This is a genomic window from Haematospirillum jordaniae (assembly GCF_001611975.1).
Taxonomy (GTDB): Bacteria; Pseudomonadota; Alphaproteobacteria; order Rhodospirillales; family Rhodospirillaceae; genus Haematospirillum; species Haematospirillum jordaniae.
This window is the reverse complement of record NZ_CP014525.1, coordinates 830,748-848,974: the sequence shown is the minus strand read 5'-3', so window position 1 is coordinate 848,974 and position 18,227 is coordinate 830,748. Positions and strand designations below refer to the sequence as shown.

16 protein-coding genes are annotated in these 18,227 nt (G+C 59.2%); 4 read left to right on the top strand and 12 right to left on the bottom strand.

What is annotated here, in order from left to right:
• Window positions 1–8 precede the first annotated feature (8 nt).
• From addB to AY555_RS04135, 3 genes are all read left to right on the top strand, one after another.
• Window positions 9–2,984 carry a double-strand break repair protein AddB gene (addB, locus tag AY555_RS04145; RefSeq protein WP_245176954.1) on the top strand — a complete coding sequence of 992 codons (2,976 nt, stop codon included), beginning with the start codon at window positions 9–11 and terminating at the stop codon, window positions 2,982–2,984.
• The gene (gene addA, locus AY555_RS04140; protein ID WP_066133830.1) at window positions 2,981–6,481 is read left to right on the top strand and encodes a double-strand break repair helicase AddA; all 3,501 of its coding nucleotides are present in this window, start codon (window positions 2,981–2,983) and stop codon (window positions 6,479–6,481) included. Before addB ends, addA begins: the two co-directional genes overlap by 4 nt.
• A 67-nt stretch (window positions 6,482–6,548) precedes the next feature.
• On the top strand, window positions 6,549–7,577 hold the full coding sequence (locus tag AY555_RS04135) for an NAD(P)/FAD-dependent oxidoreductase (RefSeq protein ID WP_066133827.1): 1,029 nt from the start codon (window positions 6,549–6,551) through the stop codon (window positions 7,575–7,577).
• 6 nt (window positions 7,578–7,583) lie between these two features.
• Here the strand turns inward: AY555_RS04135 and AY555_RS04130 are convergent, their stop codons facing one another.
• From AY555_RS04130 to rsmI, 7 genes are all read right to left on the bottom strand, one after another.
• On the bottom strand, window positions 7,584–7,844 hold the full coding sequence (locus AY555_RS04130; RefSeq protein WP_082811850.1) for an usg protein: 261 nt from the start codon (window positions 7,842–7,844) through the stop codon (window positions 7,584–7,586).
• 141 nt (window positions 7,845–7,985) lie between these two features.
• On the bottom strand, window positions 7,986–8,669 hold the full coding sequence (locus AY555_RS04125; RefSeq protein WP_322099095.1) for a LysE family translocator: 684 nt from the start codon (window positions 8,667–8,669) through the stop codon (window positions 7,986–7,988).
• A gap of 66 nt (window positions 8,670–8,735) precedes the next feature.
• Window positions 8,736–9,686 (bottom strand): glutathione synthase, encoded by a 951-nt coding sequence (gene gshB / locus AY555_RS04120; RefSeq protein WP_066133819.1) that lies wholly within the window; start codon window positions 9,684–9,686, stop codon window positions 8,736–8,738.
• 66 nt (window positions 9,687–9,752) lie between these two features.
• Window positions 9,753–10,592: a SirB1 family protein gene (locus AY555_RS04115; RefSeq protein ID WP_066133816.1), complete on the bottom strand. Its 840-nt coding sequence runs from the start codon at window positions 10,590–10,592 to the stop codon at window positions 9,753–9,755.
• Window positions 10,592–11,314, bottom strand: a complete 723-nt coding sequence (locus AY555_RS04110) for a BON domain-containing protein (protein ID WP_066133813.1) — start codon at window positions 11,312–11,314, stop codon at window positions 10,592–10,594. The genes AY555_RS04115 and AY555_RS04110 overlap by 1 nt, the downstream gene beginning before the upstream one ends.
• Window positions 11,305–11,682: a YraN family protein gene (locus tag AY555_RS04105; RefSeq protein WP_245176953.1), complete on the bottom strand. Its 378-nt coding sequence runs from the start codon at window positions 11,680–11,682 to the stop codon at window positions 11,305–11,307. The genes AY555_RS04110 and AY555_RS04105 overlap by 10 nt, the downstream gene beginning before the upstream one ends.
• Window positions 11,675–12,646 (bottom strand): 16S rRNA (cytidine(1402)-2'-O)-methyltransferase, encoded by a 972-nt coding sequence (gene rsmI, locus AY555_RS04100; protein ID WP_245176952.1) that lies wholly within the window; start codon window positions 12,644–12,646, stop codon window positions 11,675–11,677. Before rsmI ends, AY555_RS04105 begins: the two co-directional genes overlap by 8 nt.
• Here rsmI and AY555_RS04095 point away from each other — a divergent pair.
• Window positions 12,610–13,959, top strand: coding sequence for a penicillin-binding protein activator (locus AY555_RS04095; protein WP_066133810.1), 1,350 nt, complete (start codon window positions 12,610–12,612; stop codon window positions 13,957–13,959). The genes rsmI and AY555_RS04095 overlap by 37 nt on opposite strands.
• A gap of 11 nt (window positions 13,960–13,970) precedes the next feature.
• On the opposite strand, the gene AY555_RS04090 is transcribed toward AY555_RS04095, so the two are convergent.
• From AY555_RS04090 to coaBC, 5 genes are all read right to left on the bottom strand, one after another.
• A complete protein-coding gene (locus tag AY555_RS04090; RefSeq protein WP_066136519.1) occupies window positions 13,971–14,753 on the bottom strand; it encodes a HesA/MoeB/ThiF family protein in 783 nt (260 codons plus the stop codon).
• Between the two features lie 84 nt (window positions 14,754–14,837).
• A complete protein-coding gene (gene cysK, locus AY555_RS04085; protein ID WP_066133805.1) occupies window positions 14,838–15,797 on the bottom strand; it encodes a cysteine synthase A in 960 nt (319 codons plus the stop codon).
• Window positions 15,798–15,845: 48 nt separating this feature from the next.
• A complete protein-coding gene (locus AY555_RS04080; RefSeq protein WP_066133802.1) occupies window positions 15,846–16,298 on the bottom strand; it encodes an RrF2 family transcriptional regulator in 453 nt (150 codons plus the stop codon).
• Entirely contained in the window at window positions 16,292–16,786 is a 495-nt protein-coding gene (gene dut, locus AY555_RS04075; RefSeq protein WP_066133800.1) for a dUTP diphosphatase, read from the bottom strand. The genes AY555_RS04080 and dut overlap by 7 nt, the downstream gene beginning before the upstream one ends.
• Before the next feature lie 2 nt (window positions 16,787–16,788).
• Window positions 16,789–18,060 (bottom strand): bifunctional phosphopantothenoylcysteine decarboxylase/phosphopantothenate--cysteine ligase CoaBC, encoded by a 1,272-nt coding sequence (gene coaBC / locus AY555_RS04070; RefSeq protein WP_066133797.1) that lies wholly within the window; start codon window positions 18,058–18,060, stop codon window positions 16,789–16,791.
• Window positions 18,061–18,227 lie beyond the last annotated feature (167 nt).

The window sequence follows — 18,227 nt, the reverse complement described above, 5'->3', positions numbered from 1 at the left end:
ATACCGGCGTGACCCTGCGGGGACCCCTTCTCAATATCCCCGCACGGTTTCCGTTCGCAGATACCTTGGCCCGCGGGTTGCTGGAGGAAACGGGCAGTGACCCGATGCAGCTGGCCACCTACACCCTCCTACTTCCCACACGCAGAGCTGTGCGGACCCTGCGTGAAGCCTTTCTGCGCCAGTCGAACGGAAAAGCCCTTCTTCTCCCCCGCCTGCTGCCAGTTGCCGACCCGGATGAGATCACACTGTTGCCCCTGTTGTCCGATACGTCCGCAACAGATGACAGCACAATGGACATCCGCCCCCCCATTTCTCCCCTGCATCGCCAGCTGCTGCTGACACGTTTGATCCTGGCGGCACCGGCAACCGGTCAAGCCTGCACTCCGGACCGGGCTGCCCTCTTGGCGTCCGAACTGGCACAGCTCCTTGACCAGGTCCAAACCGAGGGGCTGGGCTTTGATGCCTTGGAAAAGCTGGTGCCAGAGGACTACGCCCAACACTGGCAAATTACGCTCGATTTCCTGAGCATTCTGACACGGCATTGGCCCGTCATCCTAGACAGCATGGGCTGCCTAGACCCTGCGGAACATCGGAATCGCCTTTTGTTGGCCCGGGCCCACACCTGGCAGACAACACCACCGTCCGGTCCTGTTCTTGCCGCAGGCATTACCGGGTCCATACCGGCCGTGGCCAGCCTCCTTGCCACCATAGCTACCCTGCCACAGGGACGCGTTGTTCTTCCCGGACTGGACCGCAACCTGGATGCAGACAGCTGGGAAGCCATCGACGAAAGCCATCCTCAATATGCACTCAAGCGCTTGCTGGACCGACTTGGGAAGAACCGTGATGCTGTGCATAACTGGCCCTGCGTAGAGAGCATACGCACCGCACACCCCGACCGGGAGCGCCTGTGCAGCGAACTGATGCGCCCGGCCTCGACAACCCACACATGGCGCCACATCAAACCTCTGGCAGAAGAAGCCATAAAAGGCATAACCCGCCTTGACTGCCCATCCCCACGGGAAGAGGCGCTGGCGATCGCCCTGTTGATGCGCCATACCCTGTCGATACCAGAACGTACCTGTGCCCTGGTGACGCCGGACAGGGACCTTGCCCGACGTGTAGCAGCAGATCTGACCCGCTGGGGCATTACGGTTGATGATTCAGCGGGTCGCCCCCTGACCGTCACCCCCCCCGGGGCGTTCCTCCGGCTGGGAGCCGACATGGTCGCCCAGCGCTTTGCCCCTGTTCCGCTGCTCGCCCTTCTGAAGCACCCGCTGTGCAGTGCCGGACTGGATGCCGCCGTGTTCCGGGATAGCGTCAGGCGTCTGGAGCTGACCGTGCTGCGGGGTGTCCGGCCAGCTCCGGGGATTGCGGGCCTCCGGGCTGCGGCCTTAGCATCCGGGGCAATGGATGAAAGCCTGTCCACTCTCCTGGATGCACTGGAGCGCTGCTGCGCGGATTTTACAGCCTTGATGGCCGAACAGAATGTTCCCCTGCATATCTTGCTGGAATCGCACATGCGGATGGCCGAAGCCCTGGCCACAACACCGGACAGACCTGGCCCCCTATGGCTGTGGGATGCCGATGCCGGTATGGCCGCCGCATCCTTTGCCGCCGATCTGGCAGAGCACGCTGCTGTACTGGGACAGATCCGCCCGCAAGCCTACCCGGGCCTGTTGGATGCCCTGATGCGCGGCCGTACCGTACGCACCCGTTTTGGCAGTCACCCCCGCCTGGATATTCTCGGCCCCATGGAAGCCCGCCTGCATCAGGCGGATGTCATGATTGTGGGAAGCCTGAATGAAGATGTCTGGCCCCCCCGCCCCGGTGCCGATCCGTGGATGAGCCGTCCAATGCGGACAGCGTTCGGGCTTCCCCTGCCAGAGCAGAAGGTAGGGCATACCGCACATGACCTGGTAACGGTGCTTGGCTCCCCCCATGTCGTCCTGACCCGCTCCCTGAAGGCAGAGGGCACACCGACCGTTCCCTCACGCTGGCTCTTGCGTCTTGAAACAGTCCTGTCTGCTGTCGGCCTTGCCCTTCCGGAACCGGAGCATCCGTGGCTGAAATGGGCCGAGCTGTTTGACCGCCCTGAACAGATGATACCCGTACGGCGCCCGGCCCCCCGCCCTCCGGTCGAATCAAGACCACGTGCCCTGTCCGCAACCCGGATCGAAACGTGGATGCGCGACCCCTATGCCATCTATGCCCGCCATATTCTGGGGCTGCGCCCCCTTGATCCTCTGGATGCCCAGCCCGGCCCGGCTGATTACGGAACTTTGGTGCACAGGGCACTGGAAGATTTCATAAAGCGCTTCCCACACATTCTGCCTGCTGATCCGGAAGCCGAACTGCTGGCCAGTGGGCAGAAGGTTTTTGCCGATACCATCGCCCGGCCATCCGTCCAAGCCTTCTGGTGGCCACGGTTTGAACGGCTGGCACACTGGTTTGCCATCCAGGAGCAAGGGCGGCGGACTATGATACGGGAAACATTCGTGGAGATATCCGGAAGCTTGGATCTGGGCGACTTCGTTCTGACCGCCAAGGCTGACCGGATTGACCTGTTGGAAGATGGCAGCCTTGTCATCGTGGATTACAAAACCGGGGCCCCACCCTCTGCACGTGAAGTAGCAGCCGGCTTTTCCCCCCAACTGCCACTGGAGGCCTTGATTGCACATCACGGCGGTTTCCCCGGCATTCCTGCCGGACGGACGATCTCATCCCTCTTGTATTGGCACCTGAAGGGATCTGCCAACGGAGGAGAGGAACGAAACGCCTGTGGCCATGGGATGTCACCGGATACCCTAGCCAAACAAGCTCTGGAAGGGTTGAGAGGGTTGATCGATGCCTTCTCCCACCCCGGTACGCCTTACGAGGCACGCCCCCACCCCGGAAAGGCACCGGCCTGGTCAGACTGGCTGCACCTGGCGCGGGTCAGGGAGTGGGCTGCTGCCGGCGATACCGATGGAGATGGGGCATGAAAACCATGGGGATCCGTGCCGGCGAGGCCCAGAAAAAAGCAGCCAACCCGGCTGTCTCGGCATGGGTGGGGGCAAACGCCGGAACCGGAAAGACAAAGGTGCTGACGGACCGGGTCCTGAACCTGATGCTGTCAGGCAGTGCACCGGAGCGTATTCTGTGCTTAACCTTCACCCGGGCAGCCGCTGCGGAAATGTCCACACGTCTGGCCCGAACCCTTTCTGAATGGGCCATTGCAACAGACGAGCATCTCGAACACGCCCTGACAGCCCTTCTAGGAAATGCACCGGATCATAAAACCTGCAACACGGCGCGACGTCTGTTTGCCCGCATGCTGGATGTGCCGGGGGGCATGAAAATCCAGACGATCCATGCCTTCTGCCAGGCGCTTCTGCGGCGCTTTCCCTTGGAGGCAGGGATCGCACCCCACTTTGCAGTCATGGAAGACCGTGATGCCGCCACACTGATGCTTGAAGCCCGCGAGCATATTCTTCTGGCGGCACGACAGGACGAAACATCTGACCTGCACTGCGCTCTGGCTCTTGTGACCAGCCATGTCCACGAAGATGCCTTCAATGCCCTGATGGCCGATATCGCAACCCATCGGGGGCGGCTGTCACGGCTTCTGGCACAGGGGATGGAGCCCGTGTCTTTCCGTCTTGCCCAGCGCCTGGGCCTGGATATCAACGATACGCCGGACCTCATTCTGAGGCAGGCCGCCCAGGATGACCACGTACCTGTTGCGCAGCTGAAGAACCTTGCCATAGCCCTAGCCCGGGGGGGAAAGACTGACCTTGAGGCAGCAGAGCGCATAACCGATTGGCTTGCGGCTGACACCCCGAAACGTTGCGCAACGTGGCCGGACTATGGCCGTGCCTTCCTGACGGCGGATGGAGAACCACGGTCACGGTCCCGTTTCCCCTCAAAAGCCGTGCGGGAGAACAACCCGGACATCCTAGAAACACTGGATGCCGAAACAGAGCGGATTGTCCGCACCAACACCCGCCTGAAAGCCGCCGTCACGTTCAGGGCGACTCTGGCCTTGCTGACACTGGCCCGGTCCATGACCGCAGAGTACCAGATCCGCAAGGAGCGGGCGGGGAAGATGGACTTTGATGACCTGATTCTCACGACACGCCGGCTTCTACAGCACACCGATACGGCCGCCTGGGTTCTCTACAAACTTGACGGCGGCCTGGACCATGTCCTGATCGATGAAGCACAAGACACCAACCCAGACCAATGGGCTGTCATCAAGGCTCTGGTATCTGACTTCTTCGACGGACACGGGCGGGATCGCCCACAGGGAACACGCACCCTTTTCGCGGTGGGGGACCGCAAGCAGTCCATCTACTCTTTCCAGGGGGCGGACCCGGATGAGTTCGACCGCAGCCGCGCCCTTTTTGCCCACATGGTCCCGCAATCTGGTTATCCGTTCGAGGATATAACCTTGGATGTTTCCTTCCGGTCCACAGCAGCCATTCTTCAGGCTGTTGACGCTGTCTTCCGGCAAGGCCACGCGGTCGATGGTGTTGCCGCTACCGGGGAACCGGTCAGCCACCATCCGTTCCGGACCGGACAGGGGGGATTGGTGGAAATCTGGCCACCTGTCCCTGCAACAGCCCTGGAAGAACCTCCCCCATGGAAACCGCCCGTCGAACGCATCCAGGGCGAGAGCGCACCATCCCGGTTGGCCCGGTTGCTGGCACGGCGTATCCAGCGGATGACCAATGGCAGCGACAGACTGGAGAGCCAGGGACGACCGGTTCGCCCCGGTGATATCCTGGTTCTGGTACGGCGGCGCAGCGGCTTTGTTGATGATCTGGTCCGTTGCCTGAAAGATCTGGATGTCCCGGTGGCGGGCGTCGACCGAATGGTCCTGAGCGAACAGATGGCGGTCATGGACCTGATCGCACTGGGATACAGCCTGCTGTTACCCGAAGATGACCTGACCCTGGCCTGTGTACTGAAAGGCCCCATTCTGGGCCTGACAGAAGAGCAGTTGTTCACGGTTTCCCACGGGCGCCAACGCGGTGTCAGCCTGTGGCGATCCCTGCGCGAACACCGTGACCAGGATCCGGCCTTTGCCTCGGCCTGGGCAACCCTGCGTGGATTGATGGAGAAAGCGGACTTTCTGCCGCCTTTCGAACTGTTCAGCCACATTCTGGGGCCGTTGGGCGGTCGCAGCAGACTTTTGGCCCGGTTGGGACCCGACGCCGCCGACCCGATCGACGAATTTCTGAACCTTGCCCTGACCTATGACCGCGGCCACCCTCCTAACCTGCAAGCCTTCCTGCACTGGCTGGAAACCGGCTCCCAGGATATCCGCCGCGACCTAGAGGAAAATGACAACAATGGCCTGGGTGCGGTACGCATCATGACCGTACACGGCTCCAAAGGCTTACAGGCCCCCGTTGTTTTTCTGCCGGATACCCGTCAAGTACCGACCCGGGTACCGGCTCTTCTGTGGGACGAGTCAGGCAACGACGAACACCCTGCCATGTTCTGGCCACCATCCGCAGCCTTCCGCGAGCCTGTGACCGAGGCCCTGGTTACAGCAGAACGAACAACCGCAGCCCGGGAATACCGTCGCCTGCTTTACGTGGCCATGACACGGGCTGAGGACAGGCTTTACATCTGCGGCTGGGACACCCGTCGGGAATCCCCCGAAGACAGTTGGTACAACCTGATACAAGGTGCCCTAGCCCCGCTGGCCGAAACAGTCCGGGACCCGTTCCTGGAAGCGGATGGAACCCTTGAGACACCAACCGTGCTGCGATTGTCCTGCCCACAGGATGTTCCCCCGCGAACACAGGAACACAGGGCCGATGCCCCGGCCACGGTTTCTGCTGTTCCGTCCCTGCTGCGTATCCTGCCTGCTGCAGAGCCGATTCCCTCACGCCCCCTGATGCCATCCCGGCCACCGGTCGCTGATCCACCGGCCACCTCTCCCCTCCTGCATAGAGCACAAGACGAGAACCGCCGGCAGCGGGGCAAGATCATTCATACCCTCCTGCAATATCTGCCGGAACGAAAACAGATTGTCAGGGAACACGCGGCCAGAGCCTTCCTGTCCCGTCCGATCTGGGGGCTGGATCCAGCTGAGCAGGATATCATCCTGCAAAAGGTTATGAGCGTCCTGAACACACCCACTTTTTCACACCTCTTTGGCCTAGGGTCCCTGGCCGAGGTTCCTGTTTCGGGTGTCATCGGGAAAACCAGTATATCCGGTGTGATTGACCGCCTTCTGGTCGAGCACGATACGGTGACAGCGGTAGATTTCAAATCCGGCCATCATCCGCCACAACATATTCATGACGTACCGGAGGCCTATCTGTTCCAGATGGCTGCCTACCGGGCTGTCCTGCGCAGGATCTGGCCAGAGCGTGACATACAGTGCGCGCTGTTGTGGACAGAAGATCTGTCGCTTATGACCCTGCCCTGCGATCTCCTAGATGCAGCCCTGCCAACCGACCCTCAAATGAACCAAACAACTTGATTGCCGGGCACGAACAGTTCACTCTGTCGCCCCCGTTTTCCCGCATGTCACCAGGACAGGCTTGTTTATGACCGAAACCATACACCATACAGATGCCCTGATCGTAGGAGCCGGACCTGTTGGTCTGTTCACCGTCTTCCAGTGCGGTATGGTCCGCATTCGCTGTCATGTTGTGGACGTTCTGGATACCGTGGGCGGGCAGTGTACAGCGCTGTACCCGGAAAAGCCTATCTATGACATCCCGGGTTTCCCGTCTGTCATGGCCGGGGATCTTGTTGATCACCTGCAACAGCAGGCCGCACCCTTCAATCCTGTCTTTCATCTAGGGCAACAAGTCACCGGCTTGATCCGTGGGGAAAACGGACGCTGGTTGGCGACCACAAGCAAAGGGACACGGATCAGTGCTGCCGTGGTGATTATAGCCGCCGGGGCCGGGGCCTTTGGCCCTAATCGCCCGCCCTTGGAAGGGATTGAGCAGTACGAGGGGCATTCCGTTTTCTACTTCGTAGCCAAGCGGGAATACTTCCGGAACAAGCGCGTGGTTATTGCCGGCGGGGGAGATTCTGCCGTGGACTGGGCTATCTCGCTGTCAGAGATTGCCGCCCGTGTCCACGTTGTCCACAGACGGCCCAAATTCCGCTGCGCCCCGGAAAGCGCCGCCCGGCTGCAAGCTTTGGCAGATGCTGGAACCATTGATCTGGTTGTGCCCTGCCAACTTGCAGCGTTGCATGGAGAGAACGGCGTCCTCCACCGTGTTGATGTTGTTGATATGGATGGACAAACACGAAGCCTTGAAGCTGATGCGTTGCTGCCGTTCTTTGGTCTGGCGACCGAGCTGGGCCCGATTGCTCAGTGGGGCTTGGGCATGGACCGCAATACAGTTCGTATTGATCCGACCACAGCGGCAACAAATATCGAGGGAATTTTTGCCGTTGGCGACGTCTGCAGTTATCCGCACAAGCTGAAGCTGATCCTGACCGGATTTGCCGAGGCCGCACAAGCCGCGCATGCAGCCTATCCGCTGGTCTTCCCCGGTGAGGCACTGCACTTCCAGCACTCCACATCCGGCGGGATCCCCGCACTGGCAGGAAGCTGAGGGCGGTCAGTTCAGCTGCAACTCCGCATCAACACCACGCCATTCTCCCGGGGTAATGAGCTCGCAGCCGGCAACCCGGACAGAATGGAGGCGCCCCTCGATCTCCCGCTCCCAGAAATGAAGGAAACGGTGGAGTTCGGGGTAGCGGGGTGCAACATCGTAGAACTGCCAGACAAACTCCTGCAGGACAGAGGGATGGTCTGGCAGGTGATACAAAATGAACGCTGTGGTCAGCCGGTAGTCCTGAAGCTGAAGACGCAGGGACATGAAGAACCTCCCGTACTGTGGGAAGACACACATGCGGCCCGCGCTGCCGCAGAATTCATTGTTCCGGATAGAACGGCAAAGTCAATGGCCTGATCTGTCAGCACTCAGCCAGCTTGGCTGCCAAAAGACAGACGGCAAGGACTAGCCAAGATAGAAAAGACTGAGCAGTGCCGCCACACCGGACAGGAACAAAAGCCCGCCGGCACACAGGTTAAGCCGCATCAGCCATACAGGACTGAAGCGGTGACGGACGGCCCCGGCCAGCGCCGAAAGCGTAAACCACCACAAGGTAGATCCTGCAAAAACCCCGGCCACAAGGGTAAAGGCCCGGGCTGGGCTTTCGCCGGCCCGAACTGAACCAAGAGAGGCAAAAACAGCCATAAAAGCCAGAATTGTGGCTGGATTTGTCAGAGTCAGCAACAATGTGGCTGTAAAGTCACGCCAGAGACCGGGGTGAAGTCCGGACTCAGCCCGCAACTCCGGCGGGGGCTGACGCCATGTCCTGATGCCCAGAACCAGAAGAACGGCCCCCCCGACGAGAGACAATGGCTCACGGTATTCCATCAGGAAACCGGAAACCAGTGACAAGCCGAAACCAGCAACGGCACCATAGAAGGTATCAGCCACAGCAGCACCAAGACCAGCGACAAAAGCGGCAGCGCGACCGTCATTCAAGGCCAGACGGATGCACAGAATCCCCACGGGTCCAACCGGAGCTGCGATCAGGAAACCAACTATCATACCTTCCAGAAACAGCATCAGGGATCGCCATTCTTCCTGTAAAAGAGACGGGCTATTGCCCAAATTGAAAAGGAGCGGGACCATACCAGCCCCATCCTACAGGAAACAGGCAAAATCAGAACGTTGTCAAAAGAAATACCAGCCGGAACATCAGGCAGGCCGGATCTGGCGTAATTCAATGGCATCCCAGACAAGAGAGGCGATATCTGTCCCGTCAAAACGCCGAATCTCCTGGATACCGGTCGGGCTGGTCACGTTGATCTCTGTCAGCCAGTCTCCAATCACATCAATACCGGCCAGAATCAGGCCCCGTGATTTCAATTCTGGTCCAATGGTTGCACAAATGTACTCTTCACGCGGGGTCAATTCAGCCGGAACAGGCTTGCCTCCCGCATGCATGTTGGATCGGGCATCACCATCGGCCGGAATACGGTTCAAGGCACCTACAGGCTTGCCGTCCACCAGAATAATACGCTTGTCGCCCTTGCGTACCTCGGGCAGGTAGCGCTGGATCATCAAAGGCTCGCGGGATTGCTGGAAGAACATGTCCAGAAGTGACCCCAGATTCTCGTCATCAGGTTTCAGATGAAAGACACCCGCACCACCATTGCCATACAGCGGCTTGATAATGATGTCCCGGTGCTCGGCCCGGAAGGCCCGGATAGCATCCGGATCAGCAGAAACAAGGGTCGGCGGCATCAACCCCGGAAAACGGGTCAGGAACAGTTTCTCCGGGGCATTGCGCACCTCCAATGGATCATTGACGACCAAGGTGCGAGGATGGATCGTCTCCAGTAAATGGGTGTTGGTAATGTAACTCATGTCAAACGGCGGGTCCTGACGCAGCAGAACCACATCCACCGCAGACAAGTCCAAGATCTCGGCAGGCCCCAGGGTAAAGTGGTTCCCTCTCTCGCGGCGCACGGTCAAGGCACGTGCGCGGGCCGTAACCACCCCATCACGGAAGCTGAGATCACGCGGCTGATAGTGCCACAGCCGATGCCCCCGGGACTGGGCGCACTCCGCTAGGGCAAACGTGGTGTCCCCATCGATGGAAACAGACTCCATCGGATCCATCTGAACGGCAACAGCAAGACTCATGTAGGCAACATCCATTCTGAACAGGACGCAAAAGGGTCCACGGTAAAAAGGGCCCCCATACTCGGCTCAAGACCGCCCCTGACGCAACTCTTCCATCACACGGGCAATACTATCCCGATCCGGCCCCGGAGGGGCAATGCCAAGATAACGTTCCAGAGCCGTCAGGGCACTGTCCAGATCACCCAGACGCATATGCATCAAGCCGCCTTCCCGCCACAAACGAAAATCAGACGGGGCAATCAGCAGCATTCTCTGGACCGCAGACAAAGCTGTTGGATAGTCCCCCTCCTGAAGCGCACGCAGACGGATGTTCCCCTGTAGGCGCAACAGGATCTCGCGGTTGGTCACCGGGGCATAGGCCTCGGGGGCCAGCTCGGCTCCCTGTCCCTTGACGCTTTTGTACAAGGCTCGCAAATCAGCCGGCGAAATCTCGACACCATCATGGAATGGATCCATGATGATACGATCCCCAGCATCACCGCACACACGAATCAGGAAGTGCCCAGGAAACGCCAGACCATCGGCATCCCAACCTAGTTTGCGGGCCACATGCAAATACAGGATCCCCAAGGTAACCGGCAATCCCTTGCGCCGGTCTATCACCTGCATCAGATCGGCATTGTCCAGATCTTCATATGTTTCGACATCACCGTGATAATGCCAGCGGTCAACCAGAACAGACCGTAGAACCTCGCCCCGCCGACGAGCACTCTCCGGCATTGATACCCGGCCAGCTTCCCGCAGGGCTTCGGCAACCAAGATACCAAGGTGGGTGACATAAAACTCAAAGCAACGGCCGGGCCGGGCCGTGTCTGCTAGGGCAAGAGCCGCCATGGCAAGGTCCAGTGCACGATCATCGACCGCAGACAAGGTGTCGAGAATATGGTCCGTGACCGGATTTGCCATCAAAGTCCTCCCTCGGGGAAATCCGTCGCCAGACGGGTTCCGGATGCAAGACGACGCCCGTCCGTACGCAGCACCGCAAGATTGACCACATCCCGCACATACCCTGCTGAACGGCACCAGTCCAGGACCCGGAACAATTCTTCCTGATTCTGGGCAATGCCCATCAGGTAAACAACGCGATCAACAACATCGACGGAAAAATTGATGGCACGGATCTGGGCATCAAACATGAGTGCAGAACGGATCTCGGCCGCAATCAGCATATCTCTCAAGGTCACGACAGGGCGCAGATATTCAGTATCCTCATCCGGGGACAGACGGCGGATACGATCAATAACCTCGATCACCGGGCGCGGTGATGCAGCCAGACGCACAGCAAGACGGGCCTTTTTGGGATCTTCGGTCATACCGGTCAGAAGCACACGGCGCTCGAAGACTGTTACATCAATGTCGGTCATCAGCGCGTGGTCCTCCTCCAGAAACAAACGCTGGATCTCTGTATAGATCCAGGCATCCGTGGCGACACCTTCAACCCCGCGCTCTTCACGCGCCGCAGAAACAAAGGACGAGGCCGCGCCAACAAGAACCCCCTGCTTCGTACACCCCGGTGTCAAAAACAGGGCAAGCAGGAGAAAAAAGACCGGGACCAAGCCGTTATACCCGCGTGCTTTTTGCCTCATACAGGCATTGTGCAGCGAATAAGAATCAAAAACTACCCCCAAGGGCGCCAAGCATCCGGAACATGTTGCGGGCATCCGGACCGCGGGACAACAACAACGTCAAAGCGAATCCCCTGACAGGATACATCTTCATGGCAGGCCATCCACATTTCGGCTGCACGTTCAAGGCGACATCGCTGACGGGATGACAGCGCCTCCAAGGCATCCGGCACGCGTTCCCTCGCCTTCACCTCGACAAAGGCAACAAGGCTCTTCCGGCAAACAATCAAATCAAGTTCACCAACCCCGCTACCACGCTCACCACGGATATTCCGACCCAGAACACGCCAGCCCATCAGCTCCATGAACACAGCCGCCACCTGCTCGGCCTGACGACCACGGACTGATGACCCGGAACAGCCCTCAGTCACCACGCATGTGTCCCGGCGTTGTCAATTCCAGGGCCCGCGCGTAGACATCTCGCTTCTTGACACCGGTCTGCCCCGCAACCAAGGACACTGCATCCCGTATCGACAGTGTTTGCAACGACTGCCGCAAAAGGGCATCGATATCGTCTGTGGAGACAGCATGACCGGTGTCGGACGGAGGCCCTACAACGACCACAACCTCGCCACGCGGCGCCCCCTCCTGCTCATACAAGGCAGACAGCTCCGGCAGGGACCCACGCCGTACATCTTCATACAGCTTTGTCAGCTCGCGACAGACTGCGGCCGGGCGATCACCCAGAACAGCCGCCATGTCAGCCAGACTTTCGGGCAAGCGATGAACGGATTCGTAAAAGACAAGTGTTGCCGGAACCGCGGCTAGGAAAGCGAACAGGTCCTGTCTCGCCTTTGAACGAGCCGGCGGAAAACCGGCAAAAAGAAAACGGTCCGTCGGCAGACCGGCAACCATGAGTGCCGTCAGCAATGCCGAAGCACCGGGAACCGGAATGACAGACAGGCCCTCATCGGCGGCACTGCGGACCAACTTGTATCCGGGGTCGGAAATCAGGGGTGTTCCGGCATCGGATACAAGAACAACAGCCTCTCCGCCGGCTACGCGAGCGAGAATCTGCGGACGCACCCGATCCGCATTATGTTCGTGGTAGGCAAGAAGAGGCACAGACATGCCCAGCCGCTTGAGCATGGCCCCGGTTACCCGGGTATCCTCGCACGCGACAACATCCGCGCCCGCCAGAACACGACAGGCTCGTTCCGTAATATCGCCCATGTTGCCGATCGGTGTGGCAACAATATACAGGCCGGCAGACAGCGTCCGTTCCGGCACAGGTTTACTAACGGCATCATGACCGCTAGCATGGCCTTCTCTTTTTCCAGTGGCACCGGAGGTTAACCGTGCACCTTTCTTCTTTCCCGGGGAGTCGGGTTTCACGTTATCCTGCCTGTCTCAAGCGACTTGTAGCACTGGCCAGTATCATGGCCCTTGCTCTTGTTGCCGGTTGCAAAGGCATAGACGTAGCATCCCCACCGCACGGGGAGAAGACCCCGTTACAGACAGAGAGCGGAAAATCTGTCACCCAGCAGGATCTCCTCCAGGGAAAAACAAAGGTCGCCATTCTGGTTCCCCTGAGTGGTGAAACCGGAAAAACCGGAGAGTCCATTGTCAATGCGGCCCAGCTGGCTTTGTTTGACATGGGCGGTGATGCAACATCCCTGCATCCCTATGATACAGCCGGTACACCTGACGGTGCCAGACGGGCTGCCGAACGTGCGATTACCGATGGGGCATCGATCCTGATCGGCCCCTTGTTCTCCTCTGAAGTCAAGGCCATTGCTACGCAGGTTCAGAGTGCCGGCGTTCCGGCCCTAACCCTGACGACAGACCCTACAGCAGCCGAACACGGCATATACGTTGCTGGCTTCCTGATTCGGGAACAAGCCACGCGCGTTGTTTCCTACGCCCGTGAACAAGGGCTGACCCGCTTTGCGGTCCTGTCCACCGACACACCATTCGGACGGGCAATGGCCGGTGCCTACGAGCAGGCTGTCATGGAAGGGGGCGGCACACTGGTCAACACCCTGCTGCGCACAACGGGGGAAGATGCCCGGTCCAGAATCGCCACGCTGACATCCTTCCAGGCCCGGGTTGCCGAGCGGAACCGACAACTGAAGAGTCTGGAAAACAAGACCGATCCAGAATCCGTAAAACATGCCGCCGCACTACAAATCCGTGAAACAGCCGGGGCCCTGCCGTTCGACGCCCTTCTGATGACCTCATCAGGCACAGACCTGATGGAAGATCTTGCCCTTCTGGCCAGCGTTGATGTCACATCCTCTAACGTTCGCATGATCGGCCCCATGCTGTGGAACGAAGGCACCACACGGACAGATCCGGCCCTGCGTGGGGCGTGGTATCCGGCTTCGCCTCCTGCCGCGCGGGGGCTTTTTATCAATCGCTACCAGGAAGCCTTTGGCAAGCCGCCAGCAAGCCAGATTGCCAGCCTAGGCTACGATCTAACCGCACTGGCAGCACGCCTGTCCGCCATGGCAGCACACCCCGGGCAAGCCTTTCGTCCCGAGAAACTGACAGATCCGTCTGGCTTTGAAGGATGGGATGGCCTGTTCCGCTTCCGCCCCGACGGGATTGTCGAACGTGGACTGGCTATCATGGAAATCCAGCCAGCGGGGCCACACGTTGTTTCACCGGCCCCGGGAACCTTCAACCGCAAAAGCCCGGGAAGCTGAGGCAGGCACTATCAGGGAACAAACCTAGAATTGGCAGAAGCTGGTTCCGAGCATAGCGGGCATTCCGGATCGCGATGCGCCGTGATTGTTCTCATCCGAGCAGACAGGGCATCATACACCAGCACCCGGCCACACAACCCTTCGCCAATCCCCAGAAGCTCCTTCAGAATCTCGGTCGCCTGCAACGTTCCCAACACACCTGCCACGGAACCAAGAATGCCGGCCTCGGCACAGGAGGGACCGTCTCCGGCAGGAGGAGGCTCACGGAACAGGCAACGGCAACACGGCCCTTCACCACCGGGACGAACTGTCCACAACTGCCCTTGAAACTGCAGCACCGCGGCACTGACCAATGTCTTGCCGCTACGCACAGCCGTATCGTTAACTAGGAAACGGGTTTCAAAATTATCGGAACAATCGGCAATCAGGTCATAGCCGGAAAACAGATCCTGAATGTTGTCCGGCCGCAACCGTTCAGCAACCGCTTCGATCCTCACATCGGGATTCAGGTCCAGGATCGTACGGCACGCGCTGTCAACCTTGTGCTCCCCGACACGGTCCGTTGTATGGGCGATCTGACGCTGAAGATTGGACAGGTCAACCCGGTCATCATCAACAATCCCCAACGTCCCCACACCGGCAGCAGCCAGATACATCAGGACAGGAGACCCAAGCCCACCGGCGCCCACCACCAAGACACGGGATGACAAAAGGGCATCCTGCCCCTTGGCCCCGACCTGGGGAAGCAAGATATGTCTGGCATAACGACGGACCTGTTCTTCGGTAAAATCCATGAGAAGAACCATACAACAGCAGGAAAAAGGAAGAGCATACACGCCAAGTACAGATATGGCCCAGAGTCCTGCCCCTGTCGAGGATCAACTGTCCTCAAACAAGGCTGTTGACAGGTAACGCTCGGCAAAGCTTGGCAGAATGACGACGATCTTTTTCCCGGAAAAGGCCGGGCGGGCTGCAACTTCCAGCGCAGCAGCCAGTGCGGCCCCACCGGAAATACCAACGGGGACCCCCTCCAGACGGGCAACCTTACGCGCCATGGCAAAAGATGTCTCGTTACCAATTTGCAGGATTTCATCATAAGCGGATGTATTGAGAATAGATGGCACAAAGCCGGCGCCAATCCCCTGTATCTTGTGTGGACCCGGCATACCGCCTGAAAGGACCGGACTGTCTTCCGGTTCAACCGCAACGATATGGATCCCGGGGCGCCGGGCCTTCAGAACCTCCCCTATACCGGTTATGGTCCCGCCGGTTCCAATGCCGGAAACAACAACATCGACCTCACCCGCCGTATCAGCCCAGATTTCCTCGGCCGTTGTTGCACGGTGCACGGCAGGGTTGGCCGGGTTATCAAACTGACGCAGCATAACAGATCCCGGAATTTCCTTCAAAAGCTCCACCGCACGGGCAACGGCCCGCTTCATTCCTTCTGCAGCCGGCGTCAGCTCCAGCTTCGCCCCCAAATGCCGCAACATCTTGCGCCTCTCAACAGACATGCTGTCGGGCATGGTCAGAATCAGGGGATATCCCTTGGCCGCGGCAACAAAAGCCAAGGCAATACCTGTATTGCCCGAGGTCGCTTCTATCAGGACAGTCCCCTTACGGATATGCCCCTCAGCCTCCAAGGCTTCCACCATGGCCACGCCAATGCGGTCTTTGACCGATGCCAGAGGGTTGAAGAACTCACACTTGCCAAGAAGATCGGCATGAACACCGGCATCAGCCACCAAACGCCTCAGACGAACCAGCGGCGTGGCACCAATTGTATCGAGGATACTGTCGTAAATACGGCCACGGAACGAAGCTGTCACGGATGTCATCAATATCCCCCTTGCTGTACAGTATTCCCGGTATAGTCATCACAACAGTCAGATTGTGAAATCGATACCGTGTCCCGCCTCCGGGAGAAGACCTTCCCGACGCGCATGCAAACATAAATCATCAATAGAAATGGCCTCAAGGCGCTTCATCAAGGCATCCTGCATATCATCCCAGAGCGGGCGCACTACCGCCTGCCCAAGAGCTGAATCCGGAAGAGTATCGTGCGTAGCTTCTTCTTCCATTTCCTGGACAGCACGCAGGATGGCACCAACCGTAATACGCCGCCTTTCAAGGGCCAGACGATACCCCCCACGAGGGCCACGGACCCCCTGCAGCAAACCGGAACGAACCAGATGCTGCAGGGATCTTTCCAGATAACGACGGGGAATTCCCTGCCTGTGATTGATATCCTGGCTTTGAACAGGCTGCCCGCCCGCGTGACAGGCAATATCGAGAACAGCCACAAGGGCAAACCACGCCTTGCGTGATGGCTTCAACACGACAGAACGGCCCTGTCCTCCTGTGCACGGGTACCCGTTGATCCAAAACCACCTTCACCCCGGTCTGTCGCGGGAAGTGTTTCAACCTCGGCCCATACGGCACGGGTCACAGGGGCAAAGATGACCTGGGCAATACGCATGCCGTGTTCAATAACAAAGGGCTCATCACCCAGATTAACCAGAATAACCTTTACCTCGCCGCGATAGTCGGCATCGATAGTGCCCGGTGTATTCAGAACCGTCACGCCGTGTTTGGCCGCCAATCCGGAGCGCGGGCGCACCTGGGCCTCAAAGCCAGCCGGCAACGCAAACGCAAGACCGGTCGGCACCAGGGCCCGCTTGCCGGGCTCAAGTGTCACGGCACTCTCCAAGGCCGCAAACATATCCATACCGGCAGACAGCTCCGTCGCACATGCCGGCAAAGGGAGGTCGGACCCGTGCGGCAAACGAACCACAGAAACACGAATGGTCGGAGCAGATGTTGTCATAGTCAGGAAACCTTCTCGGCAGCAGAGGAAACAGATGAGGCATAACCAAGGGCAGAGGCGACAGACCGTACCAGACGGTCCGCCACCTCGGTCTTGTCCATGGCAGGCCAATATTCTTCGGTTGTTTCAGTAACAAGATACACGGTGTTGCGCATGCCCCCGAACGTACCAGTCCCCGGGGAGACATCGTTCGCACATATCCAGTCACATCCCTTGCGCTGCCGCTTGGCGCGCGCCTGCTCAACCAGATCACCGGTTTCAGCCGCAAAGCCGATCACCAGACGTGGCCGATGTGGACCCGGTCGGGACAGGGTCGCCAGAATATCCGGATTGGGGTGCAAACTCAGGGACAGCGGCGCAGGGTCCTGCCCCTTCTTGATTTTGGACGACGTGTAGTGTGCATACCAGTCTGCAACAGCCGCGACACAAACGGCAACATCAACCTTGCCCTCCTCGATCACGGACAGGCAGGCCTGCAACATCTCGCGGGCAGACTGGACGGGCACAGCGGATACCCCGGGCGGAGCCGGAAGAGAGACCGGTCCGTGGACCAAGGTCACATCAGCCCCCAACGTCGCCAGAGCCGCAGCGACAGCATGGCCCTGACGCCCCGAGGAATGGTTGCTGATGAAACGCACCGGATCAATGGCCTCTATCGTTGGCCCACTGGTCACCAAGGCTCTCAGGCCAGACAGAACAAACCTAGATTGATGCAGCCGGAAATGAGCTTCCACCGCCGCAACGATTCCGGGCACCTCGGCCATACGGCCAACGCCATATTCCCCACACGCCAGTTCACCGACACCGGGTTCAATAATACGGATCCCACGCTCCAGAAGCGTACTGCGGTTTGCCTGCGTTGCCGGGTGTTCCCACATCTTGGTATTCATGGCTGGCGCAATCATGACCGGCTTGTCCGTCGCCAGAAGAACGGTAGACGCCAAATCATCGGCTAGGCCGGTCGCCATGCGCGCCATCAGACTTGCCGTGCATGGGGCAACAAGAACTAGGTCAGCTTCCCGCGACAAGCGGATATGGCCCATCTGGGCTTCATCTGTCAGGGAAAACAAATCCTGGTACACCGTGTCACCCGAAAGGGCGGAGACGGTGAGTGGCGTGACAAACTGGGCTGCTGCCTGAGCCATTACGCACCGCACAGAGAACCCGCGCTCACGCAGGCTCCGTATCAGGTCTGGTGCCTTGCAGGCTGCAATTCCGCCCGACAGGACAAGCAGAATGCGCCGACCACAGGCCGTTTGTTCTGGTGTGCCCACGGCACTCTCCCCGAAAAGACACGTGCGTCTTGTAGATACGGCCTTTTAACTACCGTTTCAACCGCTGTTCCGCCTTCACGCCAACCGCAACAGGGCGCATGCTGCAAAGCGAGGGACACCACCACCGACGAACCATAGCAATCCGCCCCCCTCATGCAACCGGGAGC